Source organism: Actinomadura monticuli, assembly GCF_041463655.1.
Taxonomy (GTDB): domain Bacteria; phylum Actinomycetota; class Actinomycetes; order Streptosporangiales; family Streptosporangiaceae; genus Spirillospora; species Spirillospora monticuli.
In genome coordinates this window covers 507,510-523,136 of the sequence record NZ_JAXCEI010000002.1, presented here as the reverse complement: position 1 = coordinate 523,136, position 15,627 = coordinate 507,510, and the positions used below count along the sequence as shown (strand labels likewise).

Here is a 15,627-nt window from a genome sequence, read left to right as displayed (position 1 = left end):
GGTCAGCAGGTGCTGGGCGGGGCTTCGCCGTTCTGGATCGCCTGGGCGAACGTCAGGGACGTCTCGAAGGACGCGTTGATGGCGCCCCGGTGGTCGGCGCCCTCGAACGGCCGGTAGGCGATGCCGCCGTAGCGCTTGCAGAGGTCGGCCACGACGTTCTGCGTCGCGGCGGGGGAGACCTCGCGGTCGGCGGTGCCCTGGGCGACCAGCGTCGGGACCCTGACGTCCAGGCCGAGCGCCTCCTGCGCGTTGTAGTACTCCTCGAAGCGGGTGAGGTCGGCGTCGGGGCGGAACACCCTGTTCAGGGGCAGGTTCGCGCTGAGCTGCTTGAGCTGGAAGAGGCAGGCGTCGGTCCGGCCGGCCTTGGCCACGGCCGCGGCCTCGGGCGTCAGGAGGTCCTCGGGGACGAAGGACGGGTCGGCGGCGTGCGCGCCGTTGAGCAGGACGAACAGGAACGGCAGCGCGATCTCGGCCCCGGGGTACTGCGCCTTCACGTACTGCGCGGTCTGGCTCATGGAGGAGCCGGGCGCGATCGCCACCGCGCCCTTCAGCCGGAGGTCCCGGGGCTTCTGGTCCGCCGCCGCCGTGTACAGCGTCGCCTGCCCGCCCTGGCTGTGGCCCGCGACGAACCAGTCGCGCCCGATGCGGTGGTCGGCCTTGCGGGCGGCGCGGACGATGTCGATGAGGGTGTTCGCCTCGCTGACGCCGTTCATGTACGGGTGCCCGCCGGGCGTGCCGAGGCCCTCGTAGTCGGTCTGGACGACCGCGAAGCCGTTCGACACCCACCTGTCCAGGTACGCCTCGGTGATCGACAGGTAGTCGCGGACCGGGCCGCCGGCGGCGTCGGCCGACGGGGCGCAGTTGTCGGCGGTCCCGGTCGTCCCGTGCGCCCAGCTCAGCACGGGCCAGCCGCCGCGCGGCGGCTCGCCCTCCGGGACGGCGACGGTGCCCGTCACGGTGATCCGCTTCCCGCCCACGCCCTCGGAGGTGTAGGTGACGAACCTGTTGGCGGACGCGCTCGGCAGCGCCGCCAGGTTGGTCAGCGGACGGCTGTCGATCAGCTTGCCGCGCTGCCCCGGCGGCACCCCCTCGCCGCCGGCCCGGGCGGGGACGGCGGCGACGCCGGCCGCCCCCGCGAGGGCGACGGCGGCGACGGCGAGGCCGGCCGAGCGCGCCTTGATCGATTTCACGTGTGGTTCCTCCTGATGTGCTGGACGGCCCGGTAGGCGAACGCCATCGCCGAGCCGATGGGGACTCCGGGGCCCGGGTACACGGGCCCGGTGAACGAGGCACTGGTGTTGCCGGCGGCGTAGAGGCCGGGGATGGGGCGGCCGGAGCCGTCCAGGACGCGGGCGTCGGGGTCGGTGCGCAGCCCGCCCTTCGTGCCGAGGTCGCTGAGCACGACCCGCGCGGCGAAGTACGGGGGCTCGTCGACGGCGACCACGCAGGGCCTTCCGCCGGAGAAGTAGCGGTCGTAGGGGTCCTCGCCGCGGTGGAAGTCGTCGTCGGAGCCCTTCCCGGCGAAGCCGTTGAAGCGTTCCACGGTCTCGGCCAGGACGCCGGCGGGCAGGCCGATCCTCCCGGCGAGCTCGTCCACCGTCGCGGCCCGGACCCACTGGCCGGAGGCGACCTGCTCGTCCATCGCCAGCGGCGGGACGGAGATCGCCGGCAGGCCGCCGGAGCGCGCGTCGAAGATCAGGTGGAAGGGGCCCTCGGCGGCGGCTATCCGCCGGCCCATCTGGTCGTAGGGGAGCGACTCGTTGGCGAACCGCCGCCCGGAGCCGTCCACGATCAGGCCGCCGCGGAACCCGAGCGTGAACGCGGGCCGCCCGTCCGGGGTGAGCAGGCCGGGGCAGAACCACGCCTGGTCCAGCAGCCCGGTGGACGCGCCGATCCGCACGGCGGCCTCGATGGCGTCGCCGGTGTTCGCGCCGTCAGGGGCCATCGTCCAGTCGGCGGCGCCCGGCACGCCGTGCGCGGCCCGCAGCCCGGCGGACGACTCGAATCCGCCGGCCGCCAGCAGCACGCCGCGCGCCGCCCGCAGCCGCAGGGCGCCCGCCTCGACGCCGGCGACCCGGCCGTCCTCCATGACCAGGCCGGTCAGCGGCGTCTCGGTCCGCACGGAGCCGTTGCCGGTCGCGGTGAGCGCCAGCAGCAGCCGCCCGATCAGGGCCCGCCCCTGCGCCATCGGCTTGTCCGAGTGGCCCCGGCCCGCCCGGTCGCGGTCGACGGGCGGGCGCACCAGGTCCGCGAGCTCGCCGAGATCCTCGACCGGCAGCTCCAGCGGGACGAACGACCGCCCCATGTCCAGGCGCCCGGGGGCGGCGAAGTAGTCGGGGAACGCCTGGAACGTGAACTCGAGCGCGGGGTCGCTCTCCAGGAACTCCACCAGCTCGGGAGCGGTCGACAGGAACGCCTCACGGCGCTCCTCCTCGTCATCGCCGAGCAGGGCGCGCAGGTAGGCGCGGGCCCCCTCGGTCGAGTCGCCGATCCCGGCGCGCTGCTGCACCGCGGTCCCCGGCAGCCAGATCGCCGACCCGGAGTAGGCGGACGTCCCGCCGAGCACCCGCGTCTTCTCCAGCACCACCGTCCGCAGCCCGGCCGCCGCCGCGGCCAGCGCGCCCGCCATCGCACCGGCGCCCGACCCGGCCACCACCACGTCGTATTCGTCGTCCCACCGGGTGTTTCCCACGTGACATCCCCTCCCGATCTCGGCGCGCGCACAACGTAAACGGGGGCCGAGCCGCGGCGGGACGCGCCGTCCCACTGACCGGTATCGGCGATCGCGGGGACGGCGCGGAATCCGGATATTGTTCCTTGTCAGCACACGGATGGACCCGGAGGGAGGGCCGTGGCGAGGATCGCAGCGGCGAGGGCGTCCGCCGAGCCGAGCTCACCCGAGCAGCACGACCGGCGGCAGCGCATCCTGCGCGCCGCGTCGCGCATCGGTGCGGAGAAGTCCCTCGAACGCGTCCAGATGCACGAGGTGGCGAAGGCGGCCGGCGTCGCGATCGGGACCCTGTACCGCTACTTCCCGTCCAAGGTGCACCTGTTCACCGCGGTGATGGCGGCGCAGGTCGACCGGCTCCGCGAGCAGGTCGGCGAGCCCGCGCCCGGCGTCGCTCCCGAGGACGCGGTCGCCGACATGCTGGTGCAGGCCAGCCGGAACCTGATGGCCCAGCCCGTGCTCTCGGCCTCCATGCTGCACGCGTCCAACACCGCGCACGTCGCGACCGTCGCCGACACGATCCACATCGACAGCACGTTCCGCGACATCCTGCTGCGCGCCGTCGGCATCGAGGTCCCGACCGCGCAGGACGTCACGCTCGTCCGGCTGCTGATGCAGTGCTGGTACGGGGTGCTCCAGTCGAGCCTGAACGGCCGCGCGTCCATGGCGGACGTGGAGAGCGACATCCGCCTCGCCTGCCGGCTCCTGCTGGCGCCCCGGTCCAACGCCGCCCAGACCTCCCAGTGATCGGGACGGCCCCTGCGGACGTCCCGGGGGCGCGGCTAGCGTGCCGCCATGAATCGCTATGACGGCGTGAAAGTGCTGCTCACCGGGGCGGCGTCCGGGATCGGGCGGGCCACGGCGATCCGCCTCGCCACCGAGGGCGCCGCGGTCTACGCCGTGGACATCTCCGAGAAGGGCCTCGCCGAGACCGCCGGGGCGGTCACCGGGCCCGGCACGGTCACGACCCGCCCGGTCGACGTGACCGACGAGGACGCCGTGATCGCCGCCGTGGCGGACGCCGCCGCGACGCTCGGCGGCATCGACGTCCTCGTGAACGTGGCGGGCGTCCACAAGACCACCCCGATCGAGACGCTGACCGTGGCGGACCTGAACCGGCTGTTCTCCGTCAACCTCGTCGGGACCGCCCTGTTCTGCCGCGAGTCGCTGAAGCACCTTCCCGACCGCACCGGCGTGATCGTCAACACGGCGTCGCTGTCGGCGACGCAGGGGAACCCGTTCATGACGGCGTACTCGGCGTCCAAGGGCGCGGTCCTGGCGTTCTCCCTCAGCCTCGCCGCCGAGCTGGCCGCCCGCCGCATCCGCGTCGTGCCGATCTCCCCGGGCGCCGTCGACACCCCGCTGACCAGGGCGTCCGACATGTTCCCGCCGGGCCTCGACCTGAACTACTTCACCAAGATCCGGTCCTACTACGGCGCCGCCGACCCGGAGATGATCGCCGCGGCGATCGCGTTCGCCGGCTCGTCCGACGCCGCCTACTACACCGGCGCCGACTTCCGGGTCGACGGCGGCGCACACACCTAGGAGGCAGATCATGGCACGCACCATCGCCGTCAGCGGTTCCGCGTCCGGCATCGGCGAGACCCTCGCCGGGCAGCTGCGGGACCAGGGCGACACCGTCATCGGGATCGACCTGCGCGACGCCGACGTCTGCGCCGACCTCAGCGTCCCGGAGGGCCGGGCGAGCGCGGTCGCGGAGACGCTGGACAGGGCCGGCGGGCGGCTCGACGGCGTCGTCGCCTGCGCCGGGGTCTCCGACTTCACGATCATGCCGGTCAAGGTGAACTTCTTCGGCGTCGTCGGCCTGCTGGACGGCCTGCGCCCGGCCCTCGCCGCGGCCGAGGCGCCGCGCGCGGCCGTGGTCGGCTCGATCTCCGGCACCCACCCGGTGGACGACGACGTCGTCCGCCACTGCCTGGAGCTCGACGAGCCGGCGGCGATCGCGGCGGCGACGAAGGTCGAGGAGAGCGGCTACGGGGGGCAGCTGTACCCGTCGTCGAAGTCGGCGCTCGCCCAGTGGATGCGCCGCGTCAGCGTCACCCCCGAGTGGGCGGGCGCCGGCATCCCGCTGAACGCGATCGCGCCGGGCGTCGTCCTGACGCCGATGAGCGCCCCGCTGTTCGAGGACGAGGGCATGGTCGAGGTCATGAAGGAGGCCGTCCCGATGCCGCTGAACGGCTTCGCCGGCCCGGAGGTGATCGCGGAGGCGCTGCGCTGGCTGGTGTCCCCGGCCAACACCCACATGACCGGCCAGGTCATCTACGTGGACGGCGGCGCCGAGGCCGTCCTGCGCGGCCCGTCCGACTTCTGAGGTGGAACACCGGCGGCCGCCCCTCGCGCCGAAGGCGGCCGCCGGTGGGTCTGCGGGCGGGCTCAGTACTTGCTGGTGCCCGTGTTGTCGAGCGCCGCGACGCTGTAGGCGGCGTAGGTCCTGTGCGCGTCGCGGTCCGCGAAGTACGGGGTGACCTGCGCGCCGAACTCCTCGACGGAGAAGACGCCGTCGGCCGCGGTGAACTTCTCCTCCACGGTCGGCGCGGCCATCAGCGCGACCATGTCGCCGTAGACGACGAACACCTGCCCGCTGATCTTCTCGGCCGCGGGGGAGGCCAGGTAGCCGACGAACGTGCCGACCCGCTCGGGGGCCATGGCGTCGAGGCCGCCGGGCGCGGTGCCCTCGGCGAAGGTCGCCTCGGTCATCGCGGTCCGGGCGCGGGGGCAGATCGCGTTGGCGCGGACCCCGTAGCGGCCGAGGCCGGCGGACGTCGACAGCGTCAGCGCGACGATGCCGGCCTTGGCGGCGGAGTAGTTCGGCTGGCCGGCGGACCCGAACAGGAACGCCTCGGACGCGGTGTTGACCACGCGTCCGTAGACCGGGCCGCCGGCGGCCTTGCTGGCGGCGCGCCAGTGCACGGCGGCGGCGCGGGACAGCGACGCGTGCCCCTTGAGGTGGACGTGGATGACGTCGTCCCAGTCCGACTCGGACAGGTTGAACAGCATCTTGTCGCGCAGCACGCCCGCGTTGTTGACCAGGACGTCCAGCGAGCCGAACGTGTCGACGGCCGCCGACACCAGGGTGTCGCCCATCGACCAGTCGCCGACGTCGCCCTTCACCGCGACGGCCTCGCCGCCCGCCTTCCTGATCTCGGCGACGACGTCGTCGGCCGCCGGTCCCATGTCGTTGACCACGACGTTGGCGCCCTGCGCGGCGAGGGCGAGGGCCTCGGCGCGGCCCAGCCCGGCGCCCGCGCCGGTGACGATGGCGGTACGGCCCGCCAGGGACAGGTCAGCGTTCATCGCAGCCTCCGGATCGATGTTCAGGTCGCAGGCCGGAGGCTAGTACGAATTCTAGTTCTGCTCCCCGGCGCCGTCCCGCTGAGTGGGTATTCGCAGGCCGCGTGAAAGGCGAAGACCGCTGAGTGGGACGGAACTTGCCCCACGATGAGAATGAATTCTAGTCTCGCCGCCATGACGCTGAATCTGGCGACCCTCTTCGAGGCCGTCGCGGCGGCCCTGCCCGACCGCACGGTGCTGGTCTGCGGCGACCGCCGGCTGACCTACGCCGACCTGGACGCGCGGGCGGACGCGGTGGGGCGGCGGCTGCGCTCGGCCGGCATCGCGCCCGGCGAGCACGTGGGTCTCCACATGCTGAACGGCATCGAGTACGTGGAGGCGCTGCTCGGCTGCCTGAAGATCCGGGCCGTGCCGGTCAACATCAACTACCGGTACACCGACCGCGAGCTGCACCACCTCTACACCGACGCCGGGCTCGCGGGCCTGGTCGTCGACGACGCGTTCGCGCCGGCCGCCGCCCGCGTCGCCGGGGAATGCCCCGCGCTGCGCGCCGTCTCCGTCGTCCGGACGGGCGAGACCGCCGAGAAGCCGGAATGGCCGTCGGGCGTCAGCGTCGGCGACTACTCGTCCGAGCCCGGCGAGCCCGACCCGTCCCTCCGGGAGGGGCGCTCCGCCGACGACCACTACGTCCTCTACACGGGCGGCACCACGGGCAACCCGAAGGGCGTCGTCTGGCGGCACGAAGACTTCTACATGGCCGCCCTCAAGGGCGGTAACCCGTACGGACCGCCCCGCCTCAGCGCCGAGGAACTGGCCGCCGAGGCGAAGAACGGGTTCGAGCTCAGCTTCCTGCTGACGATGCCGCTCATGCACGGGGCCGCGTCCTACACGCTGCTGATGGCGCTGCTGACCGGGGCCAGGACGATCCTGATGCGGCGCTTCGACGCGATGGACGCGCTCCGCGCGATCGACCGCGAGAAGCCGATGATCGTCGCGGTGGTCGGGGACGCGATCGCGCGGCCGCTCGTGGACGCGATCCGCGCGCACGGCGCCGAGTACGACCTCTCGTCGTTCAAGGTGCTCGGCTCGGGCGGCGCCATCCTGTCCCGCAGCGTCCAGGACGAGTACGCCGAGCTGATCCCGGACATCCACATCAACAACGGGTTCGGCGCGTCCGAGTCGGGCGTGGACGGCAGCATCAGCGTCGGCGCCGACGGCCTGATGCGGCTCGGCGCCGACGCCAGCGTCACCGTCGTCGGCGCGGACATGAAGCCGATCCCGCCGGGCTCGGACGAGGTCGGCTACGTCGCGCGCTCCGGGCACGTCCCGCTCGGCTACCACAACGACCCCGAGAAGACCGCGCGGACGTTCCCCGTCGTGGACGGGACGCGCTGGTCGGTCCTCGGCGACATGGCTCGGGTCGAGGCCGACGGCACGGTCGTCGTCCTCGGCCGCGGCTCCGGCTGCGTCAACACCGGCGGCGAGAAGGTGTTCCCCGAGGAGGTCGAGCAGGCCCTCAAGGCGCATCCCGCGGTGATGGACGCGCTGGTCGCCGGCGTCCCCGACGACCGCTTCGGCGAGCGCGTCGCCGCCGTGGTGGAGCTGCGCCCCGGCGCGTCCGCGACCGCCGAGGACCTGCGGGAGCACTGCCGCGCGCACCTCGCCGGATACAAGATCCCCGCGCTGGTGGCCTTCACGGACGCGGTCGTCCGCTCCCCGTCCGGCAAGGCCGACTACCGCTGGGCCAAGCGCGTCCTCACCGAGAAGAACTAAGGCCCGCCCAGAAGGACCAAGGCCCTGCCGACAAGAACCAAGGCCCACCGACAAGAACCAAAAGGAGACCTTCCATGCCAGAGGCCGTCATCGTCGATGCCGTCCGGACGCCGGTCGGCAAGCGCCGCGGCGCCCTGTCCGGGCTGCACCCGGCCCGGCTGCTGGGGCTGACGCAGCGCGGGCTGCTGGACCGCGCCGGCGTCGACGCGGCGACGGTCGGGCAGGTCGTCGGCGGCTGCGTCACGCAGGCGGGGGAGCAGTCCAACAACGTCACCCGCAACGCCTGGCTCTACGCCGGGCTGCCCTACACGACGGCGTGCACGACGATCGACTGCGCGTGCGGGTCGTCCCAGCAGGCCGTGCACATGGTCGCCGGGCTGATCGCGTCCGGGGCGATCGACACCGGCATCGGCTGCGGCGTCGAGGTGATGAGCCGGGTGTTCCTCGGCCAGGCGCTCACCCCGGAGACCGGCAGCCCCGCGCCCGAGGACTGGGACATCGACTACCCGGACCAGTTCACCGCCGCCGAGCGCATCGCGAACAAGCGCGGGATCACCCGTGGGGCCGCCGACGCGTTCGGGCTGTCGTCGCAGGCCAAGGCCAAGGCCGCCTGGGCGGACGACCGGTTCGCCGGGCAGGTCCTCCCGGTCGAGGCGCCCGTCATGACCAAGGAGGGCCCGACCGGCGAGACGGCCGTGGTCACCCGCGACCAGGGGCTGCGCGACACGACCGCCGAGGCGCTCGCCGGGTTGAAGCCGGTCATCCCGGACGGCGTCCACACCGCCGGGAACTCGTCCCAGATCAGCGACGGGGCCGCCGCGGTGCTGCTGATGTCCGCCGAGCGGGCCGCCGAACTGGGGCTCCGCCCCCGCGCCCGGATCGTCGCGTCCGGGATGGTCGGCTCCGACCCGTACTACCACCTGGACGGGCCGATCGACTCGACGCGGCACGTTCTGGCGCGGGCGGGCATGAAGCTGTCCGACATCGACCTCGTCGAGATCAACGAGGCGTTCGCGTCGGTCGTGCTGTCGTGGGCGTCCGTGCTCGACGCGGACATGGACAAGGTCAACGTCAACGGCGGCGCCATCGCGCTCGGCCACGCGGTCGGCTCGACCGGGGCCCGCCTCATCACGCAGGCCGTGAACGAGTTGGAACGGTCCGACCGGTCGACCGCCCTCGTCACGATGTGCGCCGGCGGCGCGCACTCCACGGCCACCATCATCGAACGGATCTGAGCATGACCATCGGGTTGACCGAGGAGCACCGCGACCTGCGCGACGCCGTGCGGGCCTTCACGTCCCGGCACGTGACGCCCGCCGTGGTGCGCGCCGCCGTGGACGCCGAGCGCGAGAAGCCGCCGCCGTTCTGGGACGACCTCGCCGCGCAGGGGCTGCTCGGCCTGCACCTCCCGGAGGACGCGGGCGGCGCGGGCTACGGGCTGGTCGAGCTGGCCGTCGTCCTGGAGGAGCTGGGGCGGGCCGTCACGCCGGGGCCGTTCCTGCCGACCGTCCTGGCGAGCGCCGTGCTGTCGCGCGCGGGGCACACCGGGCACCTGCCGTCCCTGGCGGACGGCAGCGCGTTCGGCGCGGTGGGCCTGGACGCGGGGAGCCTCGCGCTGACCCGCTCCGGCTCGGGCGCCACGGTGACCGGCGTCTCGGGGCCCGTCCTGGGCGCGCCGCTGGCGGACGTCCTCATCGTCCCCGCGAAGGACGGCGACGGGACGGCCTGGGTCGTCCTGCCCCGCGACGCCGTCGCCGTCGACGAGCTGCCGAGCCACGACCTGACCCGCCGCCTGGCCACGATCTCCTGCGACGGCGCCGAAGCGCCGGTCCTCGACACCGGCACGCAGGGCGTCCGCGACCTCGCCGCGGTGCTGTTCGCCGCCGAGGCGTCCGGCCTGGCCGACTGGGCGACGGCGACCGCCGCCGGCTACGCCAGGGTCCGCGAGCAGTTCGGCCGCCCGATCGGCCAGTTCCAGGGCGTCAAGCACCGCTGCGCCCGGATGCTCGCGCACGCCGAGCAGGCCCGCGCCTGCGCCTGGGACGCCGCCCGCGCCCAGGACGAGCCCGACCCGCGCGAGGCGTCGCTCGCGGCGGCCGTGGCCGGGGCGACCAGCGTCCAGGCCGCGTTCCAGACCGCCAAGGACTGCATCCAGACCCTCGGCGGCATCGGCTTCACCTGGGAGCATGACGCGAGCCTCTACCTGCGGCGGGCGCAGACCCTCCGCATCCTGCTCGGCTCCACCGCGTCGTGGCGGCGCCGGGTCGCCCGCCTGACGCTGGACGGCGTCCGCCGCGAGCTGAGCGTCGAACTGCCGCCCGAGGCCGAGGAGGTCCGCGCCCGCGTCCGGGCCGAGCTGGAGCCCGCGAAGGCCCTGGACGGCACGGAGCGGCTCACCTACCTGGCCGACCGCGGCTACACCTCGCCGCACCTGCCCGCCCCGTGGGGCAAGGGCGCGGACGCCGTGGCCCAGCTCGTGATCGCCGAGGAGATGCGCGCCGCCGGCCTCCGCGCGCACGACATGATCATCGGCAACTGGGTGGTGCCGACGCTGATCGCGCACGGCTCGCCCGCCCAGCACGAGCGCTTCCTGCCCGGCTCGCTGCGCGGCGACGTCCGCTGGTGCCAGCTCTTCTCCGAGCCGGGCGCGGGCTCCGACCTCGCCGCGCTGTCCACCCGCGCGGAGAAGGTGGAGGGCGGCTGGAAGATCACCGGCCAGAAGGTGTGGACGTCCATGGCCCGCGAGGCCGACTGGGGCATCCTGCTCGCGCGCACCGACCCGTCCGTCCCGAAGCACAAGGGCCTGTCGTACTTCCTCCTGGACATGAGGTCCCCGGGGATCGACATCCGCCCGCTGCGCGAGCTGACCGGCGACACCCTGTTCAACGAGGTGTTCCTCGACGGCGTCTTCATCCCGGACGACCTGCTCGTCTCCGCCCCCGGCGACGGCTGGAAGCTCGCCCGGACGACCCTCGCCAACGAGCGCGTCTCGCTGTCGAACGACTCGTCCCTCGGCAGCGGCGGCGAGGCCCTGCTCAAGCTGGCGGCGGACGCCGACGACGAGCGGCTGACCACGCTCGGCGGCATCCTCTGCGACGCCCAGTCGAGCAGCCTGTTCGGCCTGCGCACCACGCTGCGGTCCCTCGCCGGCGGCCAGCCGGGCGCCGAGTCGAGCATCGGCAAGCTGATCGGCGTCGAGCACATCCAGCAGGTGTGGGAGACGGCCATGGACTGGATCGGCCCCGACGCGCTCTCCGGACGCGGCGAAGGCGGCATGAAGGATCCGACCTGGATGTTCCTGAACTCCCGGAACATGTCCATCGCGGGCGGCACGACGGACGTGCAACTGAACATCATCGGGGAGCGCATCCTCGGCCTGCCCCGCGACCCGGTGGCGTGATGGCCATCGACCTGCGCTCGGAGTTCCAGGCCCCCGCCGTGGACGCGGCCGCCGACGCGGCCCGCCGGGTGATCGACGCCCTGGTCCGGTCCGGCGGCATGACGGACGCCGACATGTCCGCGATCGCCGACCGGCTCAACGCCGTCGCCGACGACCTGGAGGCGGCGGCCCCGCCCGTGGCGGACCGCCTGGTCGACATGTGGCGGGGCGACGGCATCACCCGCCACGACCCCGTCGCGGGCCCGGAGAACCCGATCGCGCCGCCGCTCGAATACTCGGCCGTGGACTCCCGCACCATCGAGGCCGTGACGACGCTGGGCCTGCCCTACCAGGGGCCGCCGTCCTGCGTGCACGGCGGAGTGTCCGCACTGCTCCTCGACCACACGCTGGGCGTGGCCAACGGCTGGGCGGGCGTGTCGGGGATGACGGCGGAGCTGACCCTCCGCTACCACCGCACGACCCCGCTCTTCGAGCCGCTCACCGTGACCGCCCGCCAGGTCTCCGTGGACGGCCGCAAGATCCGCACGACGGGCGAGATCACGGCCGGCGGCGGGACCTGCGTGTCGGCCGAGGGCCTCTTCATCGCCAAGCACCCGCCCCGCCCCCGCTGACCGGCCGCTCCACCACCCACACGGGTCGGCGCACTCCACGCCGACCCGCATCACCTACAGCCTCCACCACCCCGAAGGCGACGCCGCCTGGCCCGTTACCACCAGGTGGACGGGAACATCAGGTGCTTGAGCTCTGGATGACCCCCCTCCGTCCGGTCCGCCGCGATGATCGCCCGCGTGAAAGTCCGTTGATCTGCGGCGTGTTGTTGTTTTCGGTGCGCTCATAACAACGACATGCCGCAGGTCAACGCGCCCGGTCAACGAGCCCACCGCCTGCCTGGCCGAGCAGGGGGAGGTAGCGGTCGAGGCGGGCGGCCGCCTTGAGCATGGCGAGGCCTTGGGCGGTCAGCTTCCGCCGCCAGTCGTCCAGGGCGCGGGCCAGTTCGCCGGTGCCGCCCGCCGACCGGATCTGCCGCACGACCACGGAGATCTGCTCTAGGGGGTAGCCGCCGCGCCTGAGAAGGCGGGCGAGTTCCGCGTCGCGGACGCGCCGCCGCGTGCACCTCGGTGTAGACGCGGTACCCGCTGGGGGTGCGCTCCGCGGGCGGGACGAACCCGTCCCGCTCGTAGTTGCGCACCGCCTGCGCCGAGATGCCGTGCTCGCGCGCGAGGTCGGAGGGCCGGTAAGTGATCACCGGTCCGAGACTCTACAGCGCGCCGCGCCGCCGGTCAGCGCGCCGGACGGTGTTCGTAGACGCTGACGTGGCGCCAGGCGTCGGCCGTGAACGGCTCGCCTTCCCAGCCCGCCCACCGCTCCCGCAGCCGGAGCCCCGCGATGCGGGCCATGAGGTCGAACTCCGGGGGATGGGCCAGGCGGAGCCTGATGGGGTCGAAGACGACGCCGTCCGCGCTGATGCGGACGTGGTTCTTGTCGAGGATCTGCGTCACCGGGTCGTACCGGCACACGTCCAGGCCGACGGCGTCGACGTCGATGTGCGCGGGGTCGACGAACTGGTGACCGGGCCTGGACGGGGCGGTGGGGACGCGGCATTCGAGGACGAACACCCCGTCGCGGGCAAGGTGCCGGGCGGCGTTCTCGAAGCAGCGGACCTGGCCGTCCTGGGTGAGGACGTTGCCGATCGTGTTGAACACCAGGTAGACGAGCCCGTAGGTGCGCCCGGTGGCCGCGCGGGACATGTCGCCCATGGTCACCTCGATCCGGTCGCCGTCCGGCTTCTCGCGCATCCGGGCGACCATGTCGGGCGACTGCTCGATGCCGTCCACCCGCACGCCGGTCCGCGACAGCGGCAGCGCGACGCGCCCGGTGCCGACCGCGAACTCCAGCGCGGGACGTCCGGCGGCGAGGCCGGCGAGGAACGCGGCGGTCTGCTCCTCGTCGCCCCGGGTCTCCTCGGCGTCGTAGCGCTCGGACACGTCCTTGCCGAAGCTGGCCCGCGGGTCGAAGCCGCTCATGTCGTGATGTGTCATGGGAAGAGTCCACGCCGGGCGGGCGCGGCGGCCAACGGATGTAGCGTGGGGCTTAATGATCAGCTTCGGGCTCGGCGTCGAGGACCTCGCGGACACGCGGTTCGCCCTGTCCCCGCTGGACGACACGCTGCTGAGCCTGCGCGTGCTCCGCGAGCCCGGCCTGCAGGCGCTGCACCTGCCGTGGCGCAGGTCCGCGCTCGCCCGGCTCGACCCGCGCGACGTGGGGCTGCTGACGTCGCTGGTCGGGACGCGGCTGGCCGTCCCGGACTTCCTCGGGCCCCGGCCCGCGACGTTCGCGCCGGTGTTCGAGGAGCAGCTGGCCCTCGTCCGGCGGACGCCTCCGGAACGCGTCCGCCGGGACATGGAGGCCGCCCTCGTGCGGGCGGCGCCCCGCGACGATGAGGCGGCCGCCCGGCTCCGCGACGAGGCGTGCGACGCGCTGCTGCGGTACTGGCGGGCGGTGCTCGAACCGGTCTGGCCGCAGATGCGGCTGGTGCTGGAGGCCGACATGACCTACCGGGCGCGGCGGCTGGCGGTGGGCGGCGCGCGCCTGCTGTTCGCCGACATGCACCCGAACCTGGCGTGGCGGGACGGCGTGCTCCGCATCGACAAGATGGTCGGGCACCACCACGTGCCCGCGGCCGGGCGCGGGCTGCTCCTCATGCCGGCGGTGTTCGCCCACAAGCCCGCCCCGCCCGTCCACCCGGACCAGCCGCCCAGCCTGCTGTATCCGAGCCGGGGCGTGGCGAGCCTGTGGACGCCCGCGCCGGCGCCGGATCCCGCCGCCCTGGTGCCGCTGCTCGGCGCCCGCCGCGCCGCGCTGCTCGCCCTCCTGGACGAGCCGCTCCCGACGGTGGAGCTCGCCCGGCGCCTGAAGGTGACCCCCAGCGCCGTTTCGCAGCACCTGCGGGTGCTGCACGGCGCGGGCCTGCTCGCCCGTGCCCGCGACGGGCGGCACGTCCTGTACCGGCGGAGCCCGCTCGGCGACCGCCTCCTCAGACCGTGAGCGGGGGTCAGCCGGCCAGGCGGCGGCGCATCTCGGCGTCGTAGTCGGCCATCGGCCGGAGGCCCACGGCGGCGCGGCGTCCTTCGAGGTTCTCCGGCTCCTTGCGCGTGTCGCGTGTCCGGCCGTTTCGCTGGTCCGTGCCCGCTACGTCCATTCCGCCCGGAAGAGCTGGTGCGGGAGGCCGTCGCTCCAGCGGCCGGTCGCGGCGAGCGACGCGGTGAGGCGGCCGAGTTCGTCCGCGGCCATGACACCGCGTTCGCCTTCGACGACGACCACGACGTTCTCGTCGGCGTGGTCGATGTACGGGTGGCCGGTGTGGTTGGTGGAGACCAGGCAGGGCCGCACCCGGGCCGGGCCCAGCGCGGCGGCCGTCTCCGCGGGGAGCAGTTCGCGCAGGAGGGTGAGCGCCGGGGCGATGTCGTCCTCGGCGCCCCCGGTACGGACCCACGCGGCGATCTCGTCGCGCGTGCCGAGCGGGTTGTCGAGCAGGCTGGTGCCCGAGCACTTGATGTACCAGCGGCCGTCGGGGTAGCGCAGCGGCGTCATGACGATGCCGCCGTAGAGGAGTTCCTCGCCGCGCTGCTTGTAGTACATGATCCCGGGCAGGTCGACCGCCTCCGGGCCGGGGACCTCGATCAGCACGACGGTGGCGCCGAGCGTGTCCATGGCGAGCCTGCGGGGCAGCAGTCCGCCCGCGTTGGTCGACGCTCCCGTGGCGACGACCACCGTGTCCGCGGTCCACGACGTGCCGGACCGGGCGGTCAGCCGGCGGCGGGGGCCGTCGGCCGCGATCGCCGTGATCTCGTCGCGGACGAGCGTCGCGCCGGCGGCGGTGGCGGCGGCCAGTTCGGCGGTGGTGAGGTCGCGCGGGTTGACGATGAACGCGTCCCGCTGCACCACGCATTCATGGCCCGGCTCGAAGGTCAGGTGCGGGTACCGCTCGCGGAGCCGGGCCTCGGAGAGGTGCTCGACGGGCTGCCCGACATCCTCGGCGTTCCGCACCAGCCTGCCGAGGTCGAACCATTCGGACGGCGTGCCGCCGTCGAGGGCGGCCGGCATGACGGCGAGCGAGTGGACCGGCCGGGTGAACTCCACTCCGGTGCGCCGCGCGAGTTCGCCGAAGCGCCGGATCGAGCGTGCGGCGAGCAGTGCGGCGACGAGCGGCACTTCGAGGACGTGCCCGAGCCGTCCCTGGTCGTAGTGGCCGGACCACACGCCGTCGTGGCCGGCGAAGTCCGGGGGCTCCGCCGGGCCGACGATCAGGACGCGCGCGCCCCGGTCGGCGAGGTGCCGGGCGGTGGCGGCACCGATGGGGCCGGCGCCGACAACGGCGACGTCGAATCCGGTGTCTTCCTGCATGGGGTTGCCT

Annotated in this window: 15 protein-coding genes; 8 read left to right on the top strand and 7 right to left on the bottom strand. The window is 73.8% G+C overall.

Features of this window, described 5'->3' with window-relative positions:
* Nucleotides 1-2 precede the first annotated feature (2 nt).
* Together SM611_RS05910 and SM611_RS05905 are read right to left on the bottom strand one after the other, a co-directional pair.
* Entirely contained in the window at nt 3-1,190 is a 1,188-nt protein-coding gene (locus SM611_RS05910) for an alpha/beta hydrolase family protein (RefSeq protein WP_371947836.1), read from the bottom strand.
* On the bottom strand, nt 1,187-2,692 hold the full coding sequence (locus SM611_RS05905; RefSeq protein ID WP_371947835.1) for an FAD-dependent oxidoreductase: 1,506 nt from the start codon (nt 2,690-2,692) through the stop codon (nt 1,187-1,189). Before SM611_RS05905 ends, SM611_RS05910 begins: the two co-directional genes overlap by 4 nt.
* Before the next feature lie 159 nt (nt 2,693-2,851).
* On the opposite strand from SM611_RS05905, the gene SM611_RS05900 reads away from it, so the two are divergent.
* Genes SM611_RS05900 through SM611_RS05890 form a run of 3 tightly spaced genes read left to right on the top strand, consistent with a single transcriptional unit; the run spans nt 2,852 to nt 5,060 of the window.
* Entirely contained in the window at nt 2,852-3,475 is a 624-nt protein-coding gene (locus tag SM611_RS05900) for a TetR/AcrR family transcriptional regulator (RefSeq protein WP_371947834.1), read from the top strand.
* 48 nt (nt 3,476-3,523) lie between these two features.
* On the top strand, nt 3,524-4,273 hold the full coding sequence (locus SM611_RS05895) for an SDR family NAD(P)-dependent oxidoreductase (RefSeq protein ID WP_371947833.1): 750 nt from the start codon (nt 3,524-3,526) through the stop codon (nt 4,271-4,273).
* Nucleotides 4,274-4,283: 10 nt separating this feature from the next.
* The gene (locus SM611_RS05890) at nt 4,284-5,060 is read left to right on the top strand and encodes an SDR family oxidoreductase (RefSeq protein ID WP_371947832.1); all 777 of its coding nucleotides are present in this window, start codon (nt 4,284-4,286) and stop codon (nt 5,058-5,060) included.
* 62 nt (nt 5,061-5,122) lie between these two features.
* On the opposite strand, the gene SM611_RS05885 is transcribed toward SM611_RS05890, so the two are convergent.
* A complete protein-coding gene (locus SM611_RS05885; RefSeq protein WP_371947830.1) occupies nt 5,123-6,043 on the bottom strand; it encodes a 3-oxoacyl-ACP reductase in 921 nt (306 codons plus the stop codon).
* Nucleotides 6,044-6,214: 171 nt separating this feature from the next.
* On the opposite strand from SM611_RS05885, the gene SM611_RS05880 reads away from it, so the two are divergent.
* The 4 genes from SM611_RS05880 to SM611_RS05865 all read left to right on the top strand — a co-directional run bounded on the left by SM611_RS05880 (nt 6,215) and on the right by SM611_RS05865 (nt 11,824).
* Nucleotides 6,215-7,813 (top strand): acyl-CoA synthetase, encoded by a 1,599-nt coding sequence (locus SM611_RS05880; protein WP_371947829.1) that lies wholly within the window; start codon nt 6,215-6,217, stop codon nt 7,811-7,813.
* Nucleotides 7,814-7,887: 74 nt separating this feature from the next.
* Nucleotides 7,888-9,048, top strand: coding sequence for a steroid 3-ketoacyl-CoA thiolase (locus SM611_RS05875; protein WP_371947827.1), 1,161 nt, complete (start codon nt 7,888-7,890; stop codon nt 9,046-9,048).
* Between the two features lie 2 nt (nt 9,049-9,050).
* The gene (locus tag SM611_RS05870; protein ID WP_371947826.1) at nt 9,051-11,213 is read left to right on the top strand and encodes an acyl-CoA dehydrogenase family protein; all 2,163 of its coding nucleotides are present in this window, start codon (nt 9,051-9,053) and stop codon (nt 11,211-11,213) included.
* Nucleotides 11,213-11,824 carry a PaaI family thioesterase gene (locus tag SM611_RS05865; RefSeq protein ID WP_371947824.1) on the top strand — a complete coding sequence of 204 codons (612 nt, stop codon included), beginning with the start codon at nt 11,213-11,215 and terminating at the stop codon, nt 11,822-11,824. Before SM611_RS05870 ends, SM611_RS05865 begins: the two co-directional genes overlap by 1 nt.
* Before the next feature lie 244 nt (nt 11,825-12,068).
* Here SM611_RS05865 and SM611_RS05860 read toward each other — a convergent pair whose 3' ends face one another.
* Nucleotides 12,069-12,248: a MerR family transcriptional regulator gene (locus tag SM611_RS05860; protein ID WP_371948015.1), complete on the bottom strand. Its 180-nt coding sequence runs from the start codon at nt 12,246-12,248 to the stop codon at nt 12,069-12,071.
* 245 nt (nt 12,249-12,493) lie between these two features.
* On the bottom strand, nt 12,494-13,252 hold the full coding sequence (locus tag SM611_RS05855; RefSeq protein ID WP_371947822.1) for a class I SAM-dependent DNA methyltransferase: 759 nt from the start codon (nt 13,250-13,252) through the stop codon (nt 12,494-12,496).
* A gap of 55 nt (nt 13,253-13,307) precedes the next feature.
* Between SM611_RS05855 and SM611_RS05850 the strand changes: the two genes are divergently transcribed.
* Complete coding sequence (locus SM611_RS05850) at nt 13,308-14,258, top strand: ArsR/SmtB family transcription factor (protein WP_371947820.1); 951 nt, start codon at nt 13,308-13,310, stop codon at nt 14,256-14,258.
* Between the two features lie 7 nt (nt 14,259-14,265).
* Here SM611_RS05850 and SM611_RS05845 read toward each other — a convergent pair whose 3' ends face one another.
* Both SM611_RS05845 and SM611_RS05840 read right to left on the bottom strand, forming a co-directional pair.
* Nucleotides 14,266-14,412 (bottom strand): hypothetical protein, encoded by a 147-nt coding sequence (locus SM611_RS05845; RefSeq protein WP_371947818.1) that lies wholly within the window; start codon nt 14,410-14,412, stop codon nt 14,266-14,268.
* Complete coding sequence (locus SM611_RS05840) at nt 14,403-15,617, bottom strand: NAD(P)/FAD-dependent oxidoreductase (protein ID WP_371947816.1); 1,215 nt, start codon at nt 15,615-15,617, stop codon at nt 14,403-14,405. The genes SM611_RS05845 and SM611_RS05840 overlap by 10 nt, the downstream gene beginning before the upstream one ends.
* Nucleotides 15,618-15,627: the final 10 nt, after the last annotated feature.

Coding starts and splice junctions, on each gene's coding strand:
- SM611_RS05895 (WP_371947833.1), top strand. CDS start 3,524: ATGAATCGCTATGACGGCGTGAAAGTGCTGCTCACCGGGGCGGCGTCC.
- SM611_RS05890 (WP_371947832.1), top strand. CDS start 4,284: ATGGCACGCACCATCGCCGTCAGCGGTTCCGCGTCCGGCATCGGCGAG.
- SM611_RS05885 (WP_371947830.1), bottom strand. CDS start 6,043: ATGAACGCTGACCTGTCCCTGGCGGGCCGTACCGCCATCGTCACCGGC.
- SM611_RS05840 (WP_371947816.1), bottom strand. CDS start 15,617: ATGCAGGAAGACACCGGATTCGACGTCGCCGTTGTCGGCGCCGGCCCC.
- SM611_RS05855 (WP_371947822.1), bottom strand. CDS start 13,252: ATGACACATCACGACATGAGCGGCTTCGACCCGCGGGCCAGCTTCGGC.
- SM611_RS05875 (WP_371947827.1), top strand. CDS start 7,888: ATGCCAGAGGCCGTCATCGTCGATGCCGTCCGGACGCCGGTCGGCAAG.
- SM611_RS05865 (WP_371947824.1), top strand. CDS start 11,213: ATGGCCATCGACCTGCGCTCGGAGTTCCAGGCCCCCGCCGTGGACGCG.
- SM611_RS05880 (WP_371947829.1), top strand. CDS start 6,215: ATGACGCTGAATCTGGCGACCCTCTTCGAGGCCGTCGCGGCGGCCCTG.
- SM611_RS05850 (WP_371947820.1), top strand. CDS start 13,308: ATGATCAGCTTCGGGCTCGGCGTCGAGGACCTCGCGGACACGCGGTTC.
- SM611_RS05870 (WP_371947826.1), top strand. CDS start 9,051: ATGACCATCGGGTTGACCGAGGAGCACCGCGACCTGCGCGACGCCGTG.
- SM611_RS05845 (WP_371947818.1), bottom strand. CDS start 14,412: ATGGACGTAGCGGGCACGGACCAGCGAAACGGCCGGACACGCGACACG.